The organism is Pseudomonas sp. FW305-7 (genome assembly GCF_058786735.1).
The window spans coordinates 117,188-135,398 of sequence record NZ_JBYSZA010000019.1 but is presented as its reverse complement, the minus strand read 5'-3'; the positions used below and the strand labels follow the sequence as shown (position 1 = coordinate 135,398).

At 59.3% G+C, this 18,211-nt stretch carries 15 protein-coding genes; 11 read left to right on the top strand and 4 right to left on the bottom strand.

Going from position 1 to position 18,211, the window contains the following annotated elements:
- Positions 1 to 891 precede the first annotated feature (891 nt).
- The 6 genes from mgtA (at position 892) to AC3WMT_RS21580 (ending at position 9,577) form a co-directional block, all read left to right on the top strand.
- Positions 892 to 3,591, top strand: coding sequence for a magnesium-translocating P-type ATPase (gene mgtA, locus AC3WMT_RS21605; RefSeq protein WP_103304832.1), 2,700 nt, complete (start codon positions 892 to 894; stop codon positions 3,589 to 3,591).
- Positions 3,592 to 3,733: 142 nt separating this feature from the next.
- Positions 3,734 to 4,450, top strand: coding sequence for an MgtC/SapB family protein (locus tag AC3WMT_RS21600; protein WP_007913384.1), 717 nt, complete (start codon positions 3,734 to 3,736; stop codon positions 4,448 to 4,450).
- Positions 4,451 to 4,618: 168 nt separating this feature from the next.
- On the top strand, positions 4,619 to 5,008 hold the full coding sequence (locus tag AC3WMT_RS21595) for a hypothetical protein (protein WP_103304833.1): 390 nt from the start codon (positions 4,619 to 4,621) through the stop codon (positions 5,006 to 5,008).
- Positions 5,009 to 5,163: 155 nt separating this feature from the next.
- Positions 5,164 to 5,586, top strand: coding sequence for an ANTAR domain-containing protein (locus tag AC3WMT_RS21590; RefSeq protein WP_103304834.1), 423 nt, complete (start codon positions 5,164 to 5,166; stop codon positions 5,584 to 5,586).
- 135 nt (positions 5,587 to 5,721) lie between these two features.
- Positions 5,722 to 6,348, top strand: coding sequence for a response regulator transcription factor (locus AC3WMT_RS21585; protein WP_103304835.1), 627 nt, complete (start codon positions 5,722 to 5,724; stop codon positions 6,346 to 6,348).
- Positions 6,349 to 6,358: 10 nt separating this feature from the next.
- Positions 6,359 to 9,577, top strand: a complete 3,219-nt coding sequence (locus AC3WMT_RS21580; RefSeq protein WP_103304836.1) for a transporter substrate-binding domain-containing protein — start codon at positions 6,359 to 6,361, stop codon at positions 9,575 to 9,577.
- Positions 9,578 to 9,581: 4 nt separating this feature from the next.
- Here the strand turns inward: AC3WMT_RS21580 and dkgB are convergent, their stop codons facing one another.
- Positions 9,582 to 10,385, bottom strand: coding sequence for a 2,5-didehydrogluconate reductase DkgB (dkgB, locus tag AC3WMT_RS21575; RefSeq protein ID WP_103304837.1), 804 nt, complete (start codon positions 10,383 to 10,385; stop codon positions 9,582 to 9,584).
- Positions 10,386 to 10,756: 371 nt separating this feature from the next.
- Here dkgB and AC3WMT_RS21570 point away from each other — a divergent pair, with 371 nt between their 5' ends.
- Together AC3WMT_RS21570 and AC3WMT_RS21565 are read left to right on the top strand one after the other, a co-directional pair.
- Positions 10,757 to 11,623, top strand: coding sequence for a pirin family protein (locus AC3WMT_RS21570; protein WP_103304838.1), 867 nt, complete (start codon positions 10,757 to 10,759; stop codon positions 11,621 to 11,623).
- A gap of 219 nt (positions 11,624 to 11,842) precedes the next feature.
- The gene (locus AC3WMT_RS21565) at positions 11,843 to 13,285 is read left to right on the top strand and encodes a mechanosensitive ion channel family protein (protein ID WP_103304839.1); all 1,443 of its coding nucleotides are present in this window, start codon (positions 11,843 to 11,845) and stop codon (positions 13,283 to 13,285) included.
- 3 nt (positions 13,286 to 13,288) lie between these two features.
- On the opposite strand, the gene AC3WMT_RS21560 is transcribed toward AC3WMT_RS21565, so the two are convergent.
- Positions 13,289 to 13,870, bottom strand: coding sequence for a GNAT family N-acetyltransferase (locus tag AC3WMT_RS21560; RefSeq protein ID WP_103304840.1), 582 nt, complete (start codon positions 13,868 to 13,870; stop codon positions 13,289 to 13,291).
- A gap of 126 nt (positions 13,871 to 13,996) precedes the next feature.
- Here AC3WMT_RS21560 and xth point away from each other — a divergent pair, with 126 nt between their 5' ends.
- Both xth and AC3WMT_RS21550 read left to right on the top strand, forming a co-directional pair.
- Positions 13,997 to 14,791 carry an exodeoxyribonuclease III gene (gene xth, locus AC3WMT_RS21555; protein WP_103304841.1) on the top strand — a complete coding sequence of 265 codons (795 nt, stop codon included), beginning with the start codon at positions 13,997 to 13,999 and terminating at the stop codon, positions 14,789 to 14,791.
- Between the two features lie 100 nt (positions 14,792 to 14,891).
- Positions 14,892 to 15,719 carry an arylamine N-acetyltransferase family protein gene (locus AC3WMT_RS21550; RefSeq protein WP_103304842.1) on the top strand — a complete coding sequence of 276 codons (828 nt, stop codon included), beginning with the start codon at positions 14,892 to 14,894 and terminating at the stop codon, positions 15,717 to 15,719.
- Positions 15,720 to 15,722: 3 nt separating this feature from the next.
- Here AC3WMT_RS21550 and AC3WMT_RS21545 read toward each other — a convergent pair whose 3' ends face one another.
- Complete coding sequence (locus AC3WMT_RS21545; protein WP_103304843.1) at positions 15,723 to 16,055, bottom strand: BrnA antitoxin family protein; 333 nt, start codon at positions 16,053 to 16,055, stop codon at positions 15,723 to 15,725.
- 3 nt (positions 16,056 to 16,058) lie between these two features.
- Positions 16,059 to 16,343: a BrnT family toxin gene (locus AC3WMT_RS21540; protein WP_103304844.1), complete on the bottom strand. Its 285-nt coding sequence runs from the start codon at positions 16,341 to 16,343 to the stop codon at positions 16,059 to 16,061.
- A gap of 254 nt (positions 16,344 to 16,597) precedes the next feature.
- Here AC3WMT_RS21540 and AC3WMT_RS21535 point away from each other — a divergent pair, with 254 nt between their 5' ends.
- The gene (locus tag AC3WMT_RS21535; protein WP_103304845.1) at positions 16,598 to 18,121 is read left to right on the top strand and encodes a nucleobase:cation symporter-2 family protein; all 1,524 of its coding nucleotides are present in this window, start codon (positions 16,598 to 16,600) and stop codon (positions 18,119 to 18,121) included.
- Positions 18,122 to 18,211: the final 90 nt, after the last annotated feature.

Genomic DNA, 18,211 nt, shown 5'->3' with positions numbered 1-18,211 from the left:
ATCACACAAAACATTGTGGGAGCTGGCTTGCCAGCGATGGCGGCAGGTCAGGCTCCATCGCCTTCGATGAACCACCGCTATCGCGAGGCAAGCCAGCTCCCACAGGGATCAGTGTTGTGTTAGCGGTAGCGGACATCACACAAAACATTGTGGGAGCTGGCTTGCCAGCGATGGCGGCAGGTCAGGCTCCATCGCCTTCGATGAACCACCGTTATCGCGAGGCAAGCCAGCTCCCACAGGGGGCGGTGTTGTGTTAGCGGTAGCGGACATCACACAAAACATTGTGGGAGCTGGCTTGCCAGCGATGGCGGCGGGTCAGGCACCATCACCTTTGATGGACCACCGCTATCGCGAGCAGGCTCACTCCTACAATGTTCTGTGTACGCAGGACCAATGTAGGAGTGAGCCTGCTCGCGATGGGGCCTTCGAAAACACCAGAACTTCACAATCCTGAACCCTTCCTGAACATCCCCCACATTCCCCGACACACTTCCTTTTGCGGGTTTACTCTCCAGACATCGGGGCGTAAGCTTCGCGCGTTTTCATCAATAGCGGAGACCCACAGTGGGTACTTGTTCGAGTGACAGTTGTCGGCCGGTCTCGGTAACCGGCAGATTCTCGGCAAGATAACGCGCCTCTTTTGTGCCGTTGTCTCGCCGTAACAGCGAGCAGCGGCATCCCGCACATGGCCAGTCCTTGGTCATGTCTTGAAGTCCTTCTCATCGACACTGAAAGAGCGTGATTTCGACTTTATTGTCGTCATCGCAGCCCTATCGACACGCCTGTCTTTTCTGACCGGCGCGCCAAGCCTTGCCGTGCCGGTTTTCCCGGCGGACGAGGCGCGGCCGTACCTGCTTGACGGTTTCCCGGCTGACCATAGGGGCAACAGCCATGAAACTTACGCTCAAGGAATTTTTCGCAGGTTTTCTGCGGACCCGCCACATCGCCCGGCACTTCCGTCGCCTGGCCTTGCTGGAAACCATCAACGACACCACGGTCAGCCGTGAAGTGCCGCCAACCCTGGCCAACACCCTGGTCGATGCGGCGCATTGCGACAGCGGCGTATTGCTGTCTTCGCTGGGCACGCATTCCGATGGCCTCACCGATTTCGAAGTCGATGCCCTGCGTGCGCAATACGGCCTTAACGAAGTCGAGCACGAGCAACCACTGGCCTGGTATATCCACCTGTGGCACTGCTACAAAAACCCGTTCAACCTGCTGCTCACCCTGTTGGCGGTGATCTCGTGGCTGACTGAAGACCTTAAAGCAGCCGTCGTGATTTTCTCGATGGTGGTGCTGTCGACGCTGCTGCGTTTCTGGCAGGAAAGCAAATCCAATCAGGCCGCCGATGCATTGAAAGCCATGGTCAGCAATACCGCCACGGTGATGCGCCGGGATGCGCCGCGCAGCGAATTGCCGATCAAGCAATTGGTGCCCGGGGATCTGATCGTGCTGTCGGCCGGTGACATGATTCCCGCCGATTGCCGGGTGCTCAGCGCCAAGGATCTGTTCGTCAGCCAGGCCGCAATGACCGGTGAATCGATGCCCGTGGAGAAGTTTGCGCGTCAGGCTGATCGCGACACACGCAATCCGCTGGAACTCGACAACATCCTGTTCATGGGCACCAACGTCGTGTCCGGCACGGCGGTGGCGGTGATTCTCACCACCGGCAACAGCACTTATTTCGGTGCTTTGGCGCAGCGGGTCGGCGCCACCGATCGTGCGGTGACTTCGTTCCAGCAAGGCGTCAACAAAGTCAGCTGGCTGTTGATTCGCTTCATGTTCGTCATGGCGCCGCTGGTGCTGTTCATCAACGGTTTCACCAAGGGCGACTGGACCGAGGCATTGCTGTTCGCGCTGTCGATTGCCGTGGGTCTGACCCCGGAAATGCTGCCGATGATCGTCACCTCGACGTTGGCCAAGGGAGCGGTGTTCCTGTCGCGCAAAAAAGTCATCGTCAAACGTCTCGACGCCATCCAGAACTTCGGCGCGATGGACGTGCTCTGCACCGACAAGACCGGCACCCTGACCCAGGACAAAATCTTCCTGGCGCGCAATGTCGACGTCTGGGGTGAAGATTCCGATGACGTGTTGGAAATGGCCTACCTCAACAGCTACTACCAGACCGGGTTGAAAAACCTTCTGGACGTGGCGGTGCTGGAACACGTGGAAGTCCACCGTGAGCTGAAGGTCGGCACGGCGTTTCGCAAAGTCGATGAGATCCCGTTCGACTTCAATCGCCGGCGCATGTCGGTGGTGGTCGAAGGGCGCGGCCAACCGCATCAACTGATCTGCAAAGGCGCGGTGGAAGAAGTGCTGGCGGTATGCAGTCGCGTGCGTCATGGCGCCATCGATGAAGCCTTGAGCGATGAATTGCTGACCCGTATTCGTCAGGTCACTGCAGCATTCAACGCTGAAGGCTTGCGCGTGGTGGCCGTGGCCGCCCGCTCGATGCCTGAAGGTCGCGACACTTACAGCCTGGCCGATGAAAATGAACTGACGCTGATCGGCTATGTGGCGTTCCTCGATCCACCGAAAGAAAGCACCGCGCCAGCGCTCAAGGCCTTGGCCGAGCATGGCGTGGCTGTGAAAGTGTTGACCGGCGACAACGAGCTGGTCACCGCGAAGATCTGCCGCGAAGTCGGCCTCGCTCAGCAAGGTTTGCTGTTGGGCAATGACGTCGAACGCATGAGCGATGCCGAACTGGCGGTGGCCGTGGAGAAAACCAACGTCTTCGCCAAACTGACGCCGTCGCACAAAGAACGCATCGTGCGCATTCTCAAGGGCAACGGCCACGTCGTCGGCTTCATGGGCGACGGCATCAACGACGCCCCGGCGCTACGCACGGCCGATATCGGTATCTCGGTGGACAGCGCGGTGGACATCGCTAAAGAGGCGGCGGACATCATCCTCCTGGAAAAGAGCCTGATGGTGCTGGAGGAGGGCGTGCTCGAAGGGCGCCGGACCTTCGCCAACATGCTCAAGTACATCAAGATGACCGCCAGCTCCAACTTCGGCAACGTGTTCTCGGTGCTGGTGGCCAGTGCGTTCATTCCGTTCCTGCCGATGCTGCCGATGCACCTGCTGGTGCAGAACCTGCTCTATGACATTTCGCAGATCGCCATTCCGTTCGACAACGTTGACGAGGAAATGCTGAAGAAACCACAACGCTGGCAGCCGGGTGATGTCGGTCGGTTCATGCTGTTCTTCGGGCCGATCAGTTCGATCTTTGACATCACTACGTTCGCCTTGATGTGGTACGTGTTTGATGCCAACACCCCGGATCACCAGACGCTGTTCCAGTCCGGCTGGTTCGTGGTCGGGTTGCTGACCCAGACGCTGATCGTGCACATGATCCGTACGCCGAAGATTCCGTTCCTGCAAAGCCGTGCAGCGCTGCCGCTGCTGGTGATGACCGGGATCATCATGGCGGTGGGGATCTTCCTGCCGATGGGGCCGCTGGCGCATTACTTCAAACTGCAGGCGTTGCCATCGCTGTACTTCGTGTTCCTGCCGGTGATTCTGCTGGCGTACATGGCGCTGACTCAGGCGGTCAAAGGTTTCTACATCCGCCGGTTCGGCTGGCAGTAATGCTGCCCCTGTTGGAGTGAGCCTGCTCCGGGCGGCGTTCCGACGATAGCAATCTGTCTGTCAAGATTTCCAGCGACTGACACACCGCTATCGCGAGCAGGCTCACTCCTACAGAGATCGCGTGTTTTTCAAGGATTTCATCATGCAAGCCATCAACAACCTCAACCTCGATTCCCTGCTCGACACCCTGGTCAGCCTCAGCGCCGCCTTCATCCTCGGCGGCCTGATCGGCTTCGAGCGCCAGTACCGGCAACGCACCGCCGGCCTGCGCACCAACGTGCTGGTGGCGGTCGGTGCGGCGATTTTCGTCGACATGGCCAACCGTCTCGCCGGTGCCGAAGGCGCAGTGCGGGTGGTCGCCTACGTGGTCTCCGGCATCGGTTTTCTCGGTGCCGGGGTGATCATGCGCGAAGAAGGCAACGTCCGTGGCCTCAACACCGCCGCCACCCTGTGGACCTCGGCGGCGGTCGGCGCCTGCGCCGGTGCCGACCTGCTCGCCGAAGCCGTGCTCGGCACGCTGTTTATCCTCGCCGCCAACACGTTGCTGCGTCCCATCGTCAACAACATCAACCGTCAGCCACTGGACGTGGTCTCGGCCGAAGTCACCAACATCGTCTACGTCATCGCCCGGCGCTCACAGCAAACGGCTGTGTTTGCCTTGCTCGAAGCGGAACTGGAACGCAGCAACTATCCGGCCAGCGATGTCGACGTACACGCGTTTGGTGCCGATGAAATCGAGATCGAAGCGACACTGGCGACCACTTCGGTCGATGGTGATGAACTGGATGCACTGGTTGCACGGATCTCGACTTCGGCGCTGGTGGTGCAGGCGTTCTGGAGTCCGAGTACAACCGAGTAGGCTCCGCTTGGGCGTTTCCCACGTGCCCACAGGATTAATCTGGCAGTCCACGACTTTGATCTTGCCGGTTTTTGCGAGGTTTCCGGCCGCTTTTAAGAATTTTCCTACAGAGGTTTTAAATGGGGGTGAGTAGCGTGGTCAGCACCTTTTCCCACGCTGTTAAATCCTATGTCCTACAAATACTGGCGAGTGGTCATTGCCGAAGAGCAGAGTGTTCTGCAAGGCAGAATCGCGAAGATCTTCAACGAACTGGGCTACCGGAATCTCACACCGGTGCATTCTTTTCGTGAATTGCTGGCCTTGACTCACTACGCCCATGACCCGTTCCAGCGCTTTGATCTGATGGTGATCAACGGTGAGTTGATCGCCGCTGCCGGTGTCGACCCGGTGCGCTTTTTTCAGAGCAATTCACAGATTCGCCACTGTGTCATTCACGATGCGCGGCGCGGTCAGCCGCAGACCGAGACGATTTACGCCAACCATCAACGCCAGTTGTATCTGACCCGCACACCGGATCGACAGACGCTGGGTGCACTGCTGGCGCAGCTTGATGTTTAGAAGACAAGCAACCTCCCGGTGCCGCTTGCGGCTGCGTCCATGGACCCGGTAGATCTCGGTTGATTGTTCGGTTTTTAGGAAAAGTCCTACAGAACCTGCCGTTGAGCTTGCGTAGTCTTGCCGCACTCAGAACCCTGCCTCTCTGGAGATTGAGCATGACCAACAAAGCCCTGCGTATCCTGATCGCCGATCCGCAGCACTTCCACCGGATGAAAATCGAGCGCCTGTTCAATGGTCTCGATTATTACCGCGTGGCCCCGGTGCAGAACCTCGCCGAACTGCTGACGCTGGTCGACTACGGTTGTGAACCGTTCGATGCCGTGGTCATCGACGCCGGTCTGGCGGCAGGGTCGCTGGATCTGCTGGGGTTTTTCCTCGATAGCCCACAGGTGCGTCATGCGTTGATCTACAACGAACCCTCGGCGCCGCTGCAGGCGATTTCAGGTTTCGCTCAGGACAATGTGCTGATCAGTCATGTGCCGTTACCTAATGAACAGGCAATCAGGCACTTGATGGCTCACGTCGATGTTTCGCAGTGGAAGCCGGAGCCAGCAGTGCAGCGTCGGGCGTATGCATAGAAATACGCTGACCGCAACTGTCAGACCTGACAGGTGATTCACTTTCCGTTCCGTGCAACAGTCACCGCGCAGCCACTGAGTCCGGATCGATCCACGCCGGTGGCTTCATCGTTAGAATCTGCCCCGGGAGTGGCCATGAAGTCAGCGCTGATCGTCGATGATCATCCGGTGGTGCGCGCTGCCATCCGCATCGTGCTGAAAGCCGAAGGTTTCAAGGAAGTCCATGAAACGTCCAATGGCAACGAGGTGTCGCAACTGATCCGCACGCACAAACCCCGGCTGGTGGTGCTCGATCTGCGTTTGCCGAGCCTTGACGGCCTGGAAGTACTGACGCGGATCAAAGCCAACGAGCTTGACTGTCGCGTCCTCGTTTTCAGTTCCCACGACCCCTTGTTTTACCAGGAGCGTTGTCTGCGCGCCGGGGCCATGGGCTACGTGACCAAAACCAATCAATTGGAACAACTGCACAAAGCCATTCAGGCGGTGATGTCGGGATACACCTATTTTTCTGCGATGCCGGACAATGTCAGCACGTTGAATGCTGTGCAAACCACGGAAAAGCAGATGATCGATCAGCTCTCCGATCGAGAATTGAGCATTTTCGAGCAACTGGGCCAAGGTAAGGCCAACAAGGCGATTGCCGAAGAGATGCACCTGAGCCACAAGACCATCAGTACCTACAAAACCCGTCTGATGAAGAAGCTCGGGGTGAGTTCAGCGGTGCACTTGCGCGATTTCGCCAAGCGCAATCATTTGATCTGAGCGGCCGGGCATGATCCGCGTCGTTCAGATTGGCGGGTTGTGGCTGAGCCTCGTGGTCTCGAGCTGGGCCAATGAAATGCCAAAGGTGCTGGAGGTCCTGACCCGCGCCAGCGTGGAACCGGTCGAGGTTCGCCTGGACGAACAGGATCGGCAATGGCTGCGTCAGCATCCGGTGCTGCACATGGGCATTTCCGGGCCGGATTACCCACCGTTCGAGATCACTCGTAATCAGCATGAGCTGGAAGGGCTCACGGCCGATTACGCCGACCTGCTGGCGCAACTGCTCGGAACCGATATTGAAGTGCGGCGCTATGCCAACCGGGATTTGGCGATGGCCGCACTCAAGCGCGGCGACCTCGAACTGTTGGGCACGTCCAACAGTTTCGAGACCGCCGATCCTGCGTTCGTTCTGTCCCGCGCCTACGCTGAAGATCAGCCGATGCTGGTGACCCGGCTCGACGAAACGATGCCCGAAGATCTCGCGGGCAAGCGCGTCGCCATGGTCGAAGATTATCTGCCACTGGCGATCGTGCAGGCGTTCTACCCCGAAGCGAGTGTGCAGCGTTATCCCTCGGCGATGGACGCTCTCGGCGCCGTGGCATTCGGCGCCGATGAGGTGTATCTGGGCGACTTCATCAGTGCCAACTATTTGATCAACACCAATTATCGCAACGACCTGCATCTGGCCGGGCCGGCGGGGCTTGATGCCAACCCGTTCGGCTTTGCGTTGTTGCGCAGCGAGGTGCGCCTCAAGCGTATCGTCGACAAGGCATTGGCGAGCATTCCGATGGAGCATCGACAACGCATAGAACAGCGCTGGAGCGCCGGACCTGCCGAAATGGCGGGACAGGCAAGGGTGCAACTGAGTGCCGCCGAACAGCATTGGCTGGCGCAACATCCGGTGGTGCGCGTGGGCGGCATCGAAGACTTCGCGCCGCTGACTTTTTTCGATGCCGATGGCCGATTCAACGGGCTGTCGGCGCAACTGCTGAGCCTGATCAGTCAACGCAGCGGACTGAATTTCGACATCGTGCGTGGCGTCTCGCTGGATCGCCAGATCACGCAGTTGCAGGCTGGTGAGCTGGATGTGCTGCCCGTGGTGACACCCAGCAGTGAACGGGAAAGCGAACTGCAATTCACCCGCGCTTATCTGAACAACCCGTTCGTGCTGGTCAGTGCAGTCACGGTGCAGAGCCCGCGCACGCTTGACGATCTGGTGGGCAAACGTCTGGCCATTTATCGCGGTCATCCGTTGCGCGAATACCTGCAGGGGCGCGTACCGCGCATACGTTTTGTCGAAGTCGCAAGCCCCGCCGAAGGCATGGCGCAGGTTGCCAAAGGACAGGTCGATGCCACCGTAAGCTCATTGCTGGTGGCGCGATATCTGATCGCCCGTCACTACCGCGAACGTCTGCGCATCACCAGCACCGTCGGCGATCAACCGGCACGTATTGCACTGGCCACTGCGCCGCAGGCGGCAGTGCTGCACTCGATCCTGAATAAAGCCCTGCTGAGCATCGCTCCGCAACAGATGGACGAATTGGTTGAACGCTGGAGCCATGATGTGGTGGTCGATGACAGCTATTGGTTGCGTCATCGCCGCGAGATCCTCCTCGGATTTTTCGGTGCGGCGGGCTTGCTGGTACTGGCGCTGGGCTGGATCGGATTTCAGCGCTGGCAGATCCGTCAGCGTCAGCAGTGGTTGCAGCAATTGCAGCAAGCCAAGGAAGCGGCAGATGACGCCAACCGGGCCAAGACCACGTTTCTGGCGACCATGAGCCATGAAATCCGTACACCGATGAATGCGTTGATCGGCATGCTCGAACTGGCCTTGAAACGGGCCGATGAGGGCGTGACCGATCGCCTGGCAATTCAAGTGGCCTCCAACGCCGGACAACAACTGCTGGCATTGATCGGCGACATTCTGGATATCGCCCGTATTGAAACCGGGCATCTGTCTCTGGCCCCTGAGCGGGTCAACCTGCGTGAACTGGTGATGTCGGTCTGCCGGGTGTTCGAGGGGCTGGCGCGGCAAAAGCGCTTGCTGTGGCATATCGAACTCGATGGGCGCAGCGACGTCGATGTGTTGATTGACCCGACACGCTTCAAGCAAGTGCTGTCGAACCTGCTGAGCAATGCTATCAAGTTCACTGAACAGGGCGAGGTGAGTCTGCGGCTTGCGCTGACCGCAACGTCCGCCGAGTACGTGGCGGTGAAGGTGCTCATCAAGGACAGCGGGATCGGCATCAGCGCGCAGGATCGGCAGCGGTTGTTCAGTCCGTTCGTGCAAGCGAGTCATACCGCGCAACCGCTGCGCAGCGGCGCCGGGCTGGGCCTGGTAATCAGCCGCAGTCTCTGCGAAATGATGGGTGGTGGGTTGCGCCTGGACAGCGAGCCGGGTTACGGCACGCAAGTTGAAGTCAGCCTCGAACTGCCGCTGCTGGCCGCACTCGCGCAAGCGCCAGCGCACGTTGCAACACGGGTCGCTGCTGCATGCTCACTGAACGTTCTGGTGGTCGACGATCATCCGGTGAACCGTTTGTTGTTGTGCTGGCAGTTGAGTGAGCTTGGCCATCGCACGGTTGATACCGAGGACGGCCACGCCGGGCTGGAGCGTTGGCGGGCACAGCCATTCGATGTGGTGATCACCGATTGCAACATGCCCCGGCGCAACGGCTACGAACTGGCTATGGCCATTCGTGAAGAGGAGGCTGCGAGCGGGCAGGCGCCTTGTCTGATTCTCGGCTTTACCGCCAACGCACAGGTCGAGGAGAAGGTGCGTTGTCTCGATGCCGGCATGGACGAATGCCTGTTCAAACCGATTCGCTTGCACGATTTGCAGCAGGCGTTGAATGGCGCCAGCCATGGCGACATAGAGGTCGAGCCGACCGTGGTAGATCCCCTGACAGAAATTGATCTGAGTACGCTGGAACAGATGGCCGGCAGCGATCGCTCGCTGATCGAGCGCTTGCGAGAGGAAGTGCTGAGTAGTCTGCACCGCGACCTGCTGCGACTGGACGATCTGCTCCATGAGCATGACCGCGAAGGGCTGCGCGAACTGGCCCACCATATCAAGGGTGGCGCGCAGATGGTCGGGGCGGCGCGGGTGGTATCGGCCTGCGCTGATCTGGAGCAGGCCTGCCGCGAGGCCGAAGCCGTTGCCATGGGGCTGGCGATTGATACGCTGCGCGCGGCCATGCATGGCCTCGCGCAGCGTCTTCAGGTCTGAGCCGTCAATCCCAGAGGGGCGCAATGCCTTTCGGGCTGGTCAGGCGATGGCCGCGATCGAGCGTGGCGATTTGCGCCATGTCGGCTTCGCTCAGCGTCAGTGCCGTGGCGCCAAGGTTGCTTTGCAGGTTGGCGCGCCGGGTCGACGATGGAATCACCGCGTAACCCGATTGCATGGCCCAGGCGAGCGTGACTTGCGCCGGGGTGGCATGCAGGCGTTCAGCCATCTGCAGGATCAGTGGGTCCTTGAGCACTTCGCCGTATGCGAGGGTCATGTACGAGGTGATGTGGATGCCCTGGCTCTTGGCGAATTCGACCACTTTGCGGTTTTGCAGGTACGGGTGCAGTTCGATCTGGTTGGTCGCGATGTGGTCGGCACCGACGGCAGCAATCGCGTGTTTCATCAGGTCGATGGTGAAGTTGGAAATGCCGATCTGCCGGGTCAGGCCCAGACGCTTGGCCTCCAGCAGCGCGCTCATGAATTCTTCGACAGGCACTTGATCGTCCGGCGATGGCCAGTGGATCAGGGTCAGGTCGAGGTAATCGGTCTGCAATTTTTGCAGGCTCTCCTTGAGGCTCTCGATCAAGCGATCTCCGGCAAAATTGGCGACCCAGATCTTGCTGGTGATAAACAGTTCTTCGCGAGGGATACCGCTGGCGGCGATGGCCTGGCCGACATCGGCTTCGTTTTCGTAGATCTGTGCGGTGTCGATGACCCGGTAGCCGAGTTCAAGGGCGGTGCTCACCGAATCGATGACCACCTGGCCTTGCAAGCGAAACGTACCAAGACCGAAAGCGGGAACAGACATGAAGGACTCCAGGGTTGCAGTGGGAATGGGCAGGAGTATCCGCGTCTGTTTCCGTGAGAAAAACCGTCGGTGGGGCAAAGCACCTTTGACCTCAGGTCATGAATCTTTTCCGGGATCCGTGCTGTCCGGGCTGGCCTCATCGCTGGCAAGCCAGCTCCCACAGGGTTCTCGGGTGTTCGCAAAATCCGAGTTCACTGGAGATCCCTGTGGGAGTCGGGCTTGCCCGCGATGGCGGCGCCTCGGTTTTGAGTCTGCCCGCGAACGCACTGTTCTTCAGATAGAACGCTGAGACCGGTTTTTGCCGTCTAGTGCATTAATGATCATGGATTTAAGCTCAATCCATTGCGTCACTCACTGATTTGGAGCCCACCATGAAAAACATCATCGGTATCTACACCAGCCCTCGCGGCCATTGGGTCGGCGATGGTTTTCCGGTACGCACACTGTTTTCCTACGACAACCTGGGCAAACACATCAGCCCGTTTCTGCTGCTCGATCACGCCGGGCCTGCCGAATTCACGCCAACCAGCGAGCGGCGCGGCGTGGGGCAGCATCCACACCGTGGTTTTGAAACCGTGACGATTGTTTATGACGGTGAAGTGCAGCACCGCGACTCCACCGGCAGTGGCGGCACCATTGGCCCTGGCGATGTGCAATGGATGACCGCCGCTTCCGGAATCCTCCATGAGGAATTCCATTCGGATAACTTCGCCCGGACTGGCGGCAAGCTGGAAATGGTTCAACTATGGGTCAATCTGCCGGCCAAGAACAAAATGGCTGCGCCGGGTTATCAGACAATCCTCGATGGTGACATTCCGAGCATTGCACTGAAGGACAACGCCGGCAGCCTGCGCTTGATCGCTGGTGAGTTTGATGGCCATAAAGGCCCATCGCGGACCTTTACGCCAATCGATGTGTGGGATCTGCGGCTGAACGCCGGCAAGTTGCTGACGCTGGATCTGCACGAGGGGCGCAATACTGCACTGGTGGTGCTCAAGGGTTCGGTGCAGATCAATGGACAGGAATCAGCGGAGCAAGGGCAACTGGCGTTGTTCGAACGCGATGGCCGGCAACTCACACTCCAGGCGAGTCAGGATGCGGTGGTGCTGTTGCTCAGTGGCGAGCCGATCGACGAGCCGATTGTCGGTCACGGGCCGTTCGTGATGAACACCGAGCAGGAAATTCATCAGGCCTTCGCCGACTTCCAGTCCGGGCGCTTTGGCCGGATGCACGGCTGATCCCGCCATTACACTCACCCTGTGGGAGCGGGCCTGCTCGCGAAGGCGTCATGTCAGTCAATGCACCTTTGACTGATCCACCGCTTTCGCGAGCAGGCTCGCTCCCACACTTCGTTTTGTGGTGTTTTCGCGCGGGTGTTCATCCTCTGAAATCAATTGCTCCTACACTGTCCCAATCTGTGCGATCTTCTCGCGATTGGCCCTCGTCGGAGTTGTTTGATGCTGTCTCTGCTGACTGAACACCCGTTGTTTTGCGCATTGATCCTGATCCTCCTCGATCTCGGTCTGTGGCGCCTGATCAGCTCCCATGGCAGTGAATGGAAACTGCTGGTGCGGGTGCTGATTTTCACGTTGTTCAGCATCCTGCTGTTCAACGAAGGCCTCAATCCGATGGAACCTGCGCCATGGGCCGATAACGTGCCGTTGCACCTGGCGGCGACCGGGTTGCAGATCGGATGGTGGCTGTTCGGCGCACGCACCCTGACGGTGTTGATCGGCGCGGTGATGATGCAGCGGGTCGGGCACACCGGGCGGCTATTGCAGGACTTGCTCGGCGCGGTGATTTTCCTCATTGCGATCATTGCCGCGCTGGCTTATGTGCTGGATCTGCCGGTCAAAGGCGTGCTCGCCACCTCCGGCGCCCTGGCGATCATCGTTGGTCTGGCCTTGCAGAGCACGCTCAGCGACGTGTTTTCCGGGATCGTCCTCAACACCACCAAGCCTTATCAGCTAGATGACTGGATTTCCATCGACGGCACCGAAGGCCGGGTCACCGATATCGATTGGCGCGCCACACGCCTGCAAACCAGTCAGGGCAGCATGGCGGTGATTCCCAACTCGCTGGCGGCCAAGGCCAAGATCATCAACTTCAGCCGGCCGAGCAACATGTTCGGCGTCGCGGTCAGCGTACAGGTCAGCCCGCATGCGCGCCCCAACTCGGTGATCGATGCACTGGAGCGGGCGATGCAGGGCTGTCGGCAGTTGCTCGACACACCTGCGCCGAGCGTCGCCCTGAAAAGCTCCGGCAGCAGTGGCGCGGAATACGAAATCAGTGGTTTCGTCGCCTCGATGGGCGAGAAACGGGTGGTGCGCAATCAGCTGTTCGATCTGGCGTATCGGCACTTGCAGGCATCCGGGGTCAATCTGCTGTCGACTGATGAAAGCAGTGCACCGACCAATCTGTCGCGGCCTCGGGCGTTGCTCGACAGCTCGCCGATTTTTTCCACATTGCGTCAGGAAGAAAAAGAAACCTTCAGCCAGAACATGACCCTGCAAAGCTTCCGGGCTGGCGAGACAATCCTTGAGGCGGGGGAGGTCAGCGATCATTTGTTCATTATCGAATCGGGGGTGGTCACGGTGACGTTGACCCGCCATGGAGCGCCGTTCGAATCCGGACGCATGGGCCCCGGCGAGGTCATCGGCGAGGCGGGGATTCTTTCCGATTCCTCGGTGCCGGCGAAGTTTGCCGCGAAGACCTTCTGCGCCCTGTACCGCATCGAGAAGACTTACCTCAAGCCGTGCCTCGACGCCCGTCACGACATCAGCGACGCCATGAAAACCCTGCTCGATTACCGTCTGCACAAGGCGCAATCGCTGACCGAGGAAGCGCCGGTGGTGGTGCCGAAAAAAGGCTTCCTGCAATGGCTGCGTAATCGCGCCTGAGCCTTACGCGTAGCCGGCGAGTTTCTGCTCCAGGTGCAGGCGCACTTGCGGCCATTCGTCGTCGATGATGCTGAACCGGACCGAGTTGCGCTTGCGCCCGTCCGGCATGATCCGTTCGTGGCGGACGATGCCTTCCTGCTGCGCGCCGAGGCGCAGGATCGCTTGGCGTGATTTCTGGTTGTTCTCGTCGGTGGTGAATTGCACACGCACACATTCGAGCTCTTCGAAGGCGTGGCGCAGCAACAGGTATTTGGCTTCGGTGTTGACGAAGGACTTCTGCCAGCTCGCCGAGATCCAGCTGCTGCCGATTTCCAGTTTGCGATTGAGCGGGTCGATCTTCCAGAAGCGCGTCGAGCCGATCACTTCGCCGTTGTCCTTCAAGGTGATTGCAAACGGCAGCACCGTACCGGCATCCCGCCCGTCGAGGGCTTTTTTCAGGTAGCTGTCGACGGTGCTCGCTGACGGCACAACGGTCACGGTGAGATCCCACAGCTCGCCGTCAGCGGAAGCGCGGACCAGCGCATCGGCGTCCGAGTATTGAAGCGGGCGCAGGACAATGCGCTGGCCTTGCAGTGTGGTGTGCATGGAGTACGGCTCTCGACAGTTCGGGCAGACGAGCGCTTATTACGCCGTAGCGGCGATATCCGATGCAACCCGCACAGTGCTCGCAAGGTCACAATTTTCACATGCCAGGGGCAGGAGCCTCAGTCGATGAAAAACCTGCGAATCGCCACGTTCAACGTCAATGGCTTGCGCGCACGGCTGCCGAATCTGCTGAAATGGCTCAAGCGCGAGCAACCAGACATTGTCTGTCTGCAAGAGCTTAAATCGCTCGACAGCGCCTTTCCCGCGGCCGAACTGGAGGCCGCCGGTTACGGCGCGATCTGGCACGGGCAGGCCTCATGGAATGGCGTGGCCATTCTCGCCCGTGACGCGCAACCGCTAGAGAGCCGACGCGGCTTACCTGGCGATCCCGATGACAAGCACAGCCGTTACCTGGAAGCGGCGGTGCATGGCGTATTGGTCGGTTGCCTGTACCTGCCCAACGGCAACCCGCAACCGGGACCGAAATTCGATTACAAACTGGCGTGGTTCGAGCGGTTGATCAGCTACGCAAAAGACCTGCAAAGCAGCGATCACCCCGTGGTGCTGGCCGGTGACTACAATGTCGTGCCCACCGACATGGACATCTACAACACCCGCTCATGGCTCAAGGATGCCTTGCTGCAACCCGAAAGCCGCGAGTGTTATCAACGATTGCTGGACCAGGGCTGGACCGATTCGCTGCGGCATCTGTATCCCGAAGATCGCCTCTACACCTTCTGGGATTACTTCCGCCAACACTGGCAAAGCAATTCCGGCCTGCGCATCGACCATCTGCTGCTTAATCCAGCACTCAGTCCGTACTTGCACGAGGCCGGCGTGGACGCCTGGGTGCGCAACGAAGCCCACGCCAGCGATCATGCGCCGACGTGGATTCGTATCGGTTCAAGGAAAAAACGCTAGAGGCGATTGGTGAAATCAATTGTCGAGAACAGCGCCTGATCCCGTATACATGGCGACCACCAACGCAGTGATCTGCGGCCCCATGCCTAAGGACCGAGCAATGAGTGAGCCACGCCTGACGAATTCGAAGCTGTACCTGCAACGCCTGGGGTTCGACGCACCGCCAGCGCCGACCCTGGAAACCTTACGCCAGTTGCAATTGCGCCATACCGGTGCCTTCCCCTTTGAAAATCTGTCGACCATCAGCGGCGCGCCAGTGCCGATCGATCTTGCCTCGATCGAGCAGAAAGTCCTGCACGATGGCCGTGGCGGTTACTGCTACGAGCTGAACAAGCTGTTTTTTACCTTGCTGCGGGAATTGGGCTTCGACGCTCGGGCGATCAGCGGCCGCGTGGTCATGAATCAACCCGAAGGCACCTGGACGGCACGGACTCACCGCTTGAGCCTGGTAACCCTCGACGGTGTGCGCTACATCACCGACGTCGGCTTCGGCGGCATGGTGCCGACCGCGCCGCTGGTCCTCGACACCGAAGACGAGCAGGCCACCCCGCACGAACCCTATCGCATCGAAAAACAACCCGATGGCTACATGCTGCGCGCCAACGTTGCAGGTGAGTGGCGCTCGATGTACCTGTTCGATCTGCAACGCCAGGAAGACATCGATTACACCATCGGCAACTGGTACGTCTCGACGCATCCAGATTCGCCATTCGCTCAGCGGCTGATGGTTGCGCGTACCGGCGATGGCTGGCGCAAGACATTGAACAACGGCAGCTTTGCCCTCCATCGCATGGGGGCAAGCAGTGAGCGGCGTGAACTGATCCGTGTCGATGAGCTGCTTGAAGTGTTGGCGTCGGAGTTCGACCTGCGCGTTCCGGATCAGCCGTCAGTGCGCCCGGCGCTCGAGCGGCTGATCGTGCCTGTGTGAAGCCTACGGTTTGGCTTCGGGTTCGAGCACCCGGCGGATCTCACCGATGGCTGCCGAAAGTTTTTTTTCCAGGCTCTTGAGGTCGGTGGCGGTGATGCCTTGCTTGAATTGACCGGAATGGGTGGTCGAGTCGACCCGTTCCGGTTTGCCGGTATTGAGCAGTGCCTGGCGCAGGGTGTTGTTGATCACCGTCTGATAACCGAACCCTTCGTTCTCGGCTTGCGTGCGTGCGGCTTCGATGACTGCGTCGTCCAGCATGATGGTGATGCGGGTTTTCCCTTTGTTTGATGCCCCTGCACCGCGTTTGCCCTGAGAGAAGTCATATTCGTCTTTCATCGATCAAGCCTCCTGAAAATATTCGTGACGTTCGCTCGGTGTGGCGAGACGTGCGGAAATAACTCGAACGACATTCACTTCGCGGTAACTGTACGCAACGACCAATAAGCGTCCTTTGCCATCAAGGCCGAGGGTGATCCAGCGTTGTTCATCATGGTCGTTGTCCTCAATCGTGAGCGCGCGTTCGTCGTGGAAGACCGATTCCGTTTCGGCGAGGCTCAGCCCTTTGTGCTTGAGTTTGTTGGCTGCGTTCTTGCTTTTGTCGTACTGAATGTCGAATGACTTCATTATGCATACTTTATATGTATAAAAAACAGCGCGACGGCACCGTCGGTCGCCATGAGCACTTCAGCCTAGTTGTGCATGGACGGCAGACAGAGAGGGATGTGTTGCCGGATTTGTGGGCGATGGAAGCACCGGGGTAGAAGGTTGGGTGGCTACCTATCCATTATGTGACTGATAAGTTGTATACAACTCTATGGACATTTGTCCCGAGTATTGAATACAGTGTGCGCATAACAAAAACCAGGGAACCCCCCACCATGAAAACGCCCCATGTTTCACACCAACGGCCCGAGGACGAAAATCTCGGGGTCGGCGCGAATATGGCTTACGGCCTGCAACATGTTCTGACCATGTATGGCGGTATCGTTGCGGTGCCACTGATCATCGGCCAGGCGGCCGGCCTGTCGCCGGCGGACATCGGTTTGTTGATTGCTGCTTCATTGTTTGCGGGGGGGCTGGCGACACTGCTGCAAACCCTGGGTCTGCCGTTTTTTGGCTGTCAGTTGCCGCTGGTGCAGGGCGTGTCGTTCTCCGGCGTGGCGACCATGGTTGCGATTGTCAGCAGTGGCGGGGAGGGCGGTTTCCAGTCGGTGCTGGGCGCGGTGATTGCAGCCTCGTTGATCGGCTTGTTGATCACTCCGGTGTTCTCGCGAATCACCAAGTTCTTCCCGCCGCTGGTCACCGGCATTGTGATCACCACCATCGGCCTGACGCTGATGCCGGTGGCCGCACGCTGGGCCATGGGCGGCAACAGCCACGCGCCGGACTTCGGCAGCATGCAAAACATCGGTCTGGCGGCGGTGACGCTGGTGCTGGTGCTGCTGCTGAGCAAGGTCGGCAGCTCGACCATCTCGCGTCTGTCGATCCTGTTGGCCATGGTGATCGGCACGGTGCTGGCGGTGTTCCTCGGCATGGCGGACTTCTCCAGCGTCACCACCGGGCCGATGTTCGGCTTCCCGACGCCGTTCCATTTCGGCATGCCGACTTTCCACTTCGCCGCGATTCTGTCGATGTGCATCGTGGTCATGGTGACCCTGGTGGAAACCTCGGCGGACATTCTGGCGGTCGGTGAAATCATCGGCACCAAGGTTGACTCCAAACGTCTGGGCAACGGTCTGCGGGCCGATATGCTGTCGAGCATGTTTGCGCCGATCTTCGGTTCGTTCACGCAAAGCGCCTTCGCCCAGAACGTCGGGCTGGTGGCGGTGACCGGCATCAAGAGTCGTTACGTAGTGGCCACCGGCGGTATCTTCCTGGTGATTCTCGGCCTGCTGCCGTTCATGGGGCGGGTGATTGCGGCAGTGCCGACCTCGGTACTCGGCGGCGCCGGTATCGTGTTGTTCGGTACCGTGGCCGCGAGCGGTATCCGTACGCTGTCGAAGGTGGACTACCGCAACAACGTCAACCTGATCATCGTCGCCACTTCAATCGGTTTCGGCATGATCCCGATTGCCGCACCGAACTTCTACGATCACTTCCCGAGCTGGTTCGCGACCATTTTCCACTCGGGCATCAGTTCGTCGGCGATCATGGCGATCCTGCTCAACCTGGCGTTCAACCATTTCACCGCTGGCAACTCGGACCAGCAGTCGGTGTTTGCGGCAGCGGAAGAGCGGACCCTGCGTTATCGCGATCTGGCAGCGCTGCGTGAAGGCGATTACTTCAGCGACGGCAAACTGCATGACTGCGATGGCAAGGAAGTGCCGGTGATCGAGCCGGATGATCACGACCACGGACATGGCGCGCCGAAAGCGCAGGTGAAAAGCAGCGAACATGTCTGACCGCTGCGTCTGAATAGAAAAGGGCCGATCTGTTAAGCGCAGATCGGCCCTTTTCTTTTGATCTTTTCAAGCGCCCACAAAAAAGCCCCT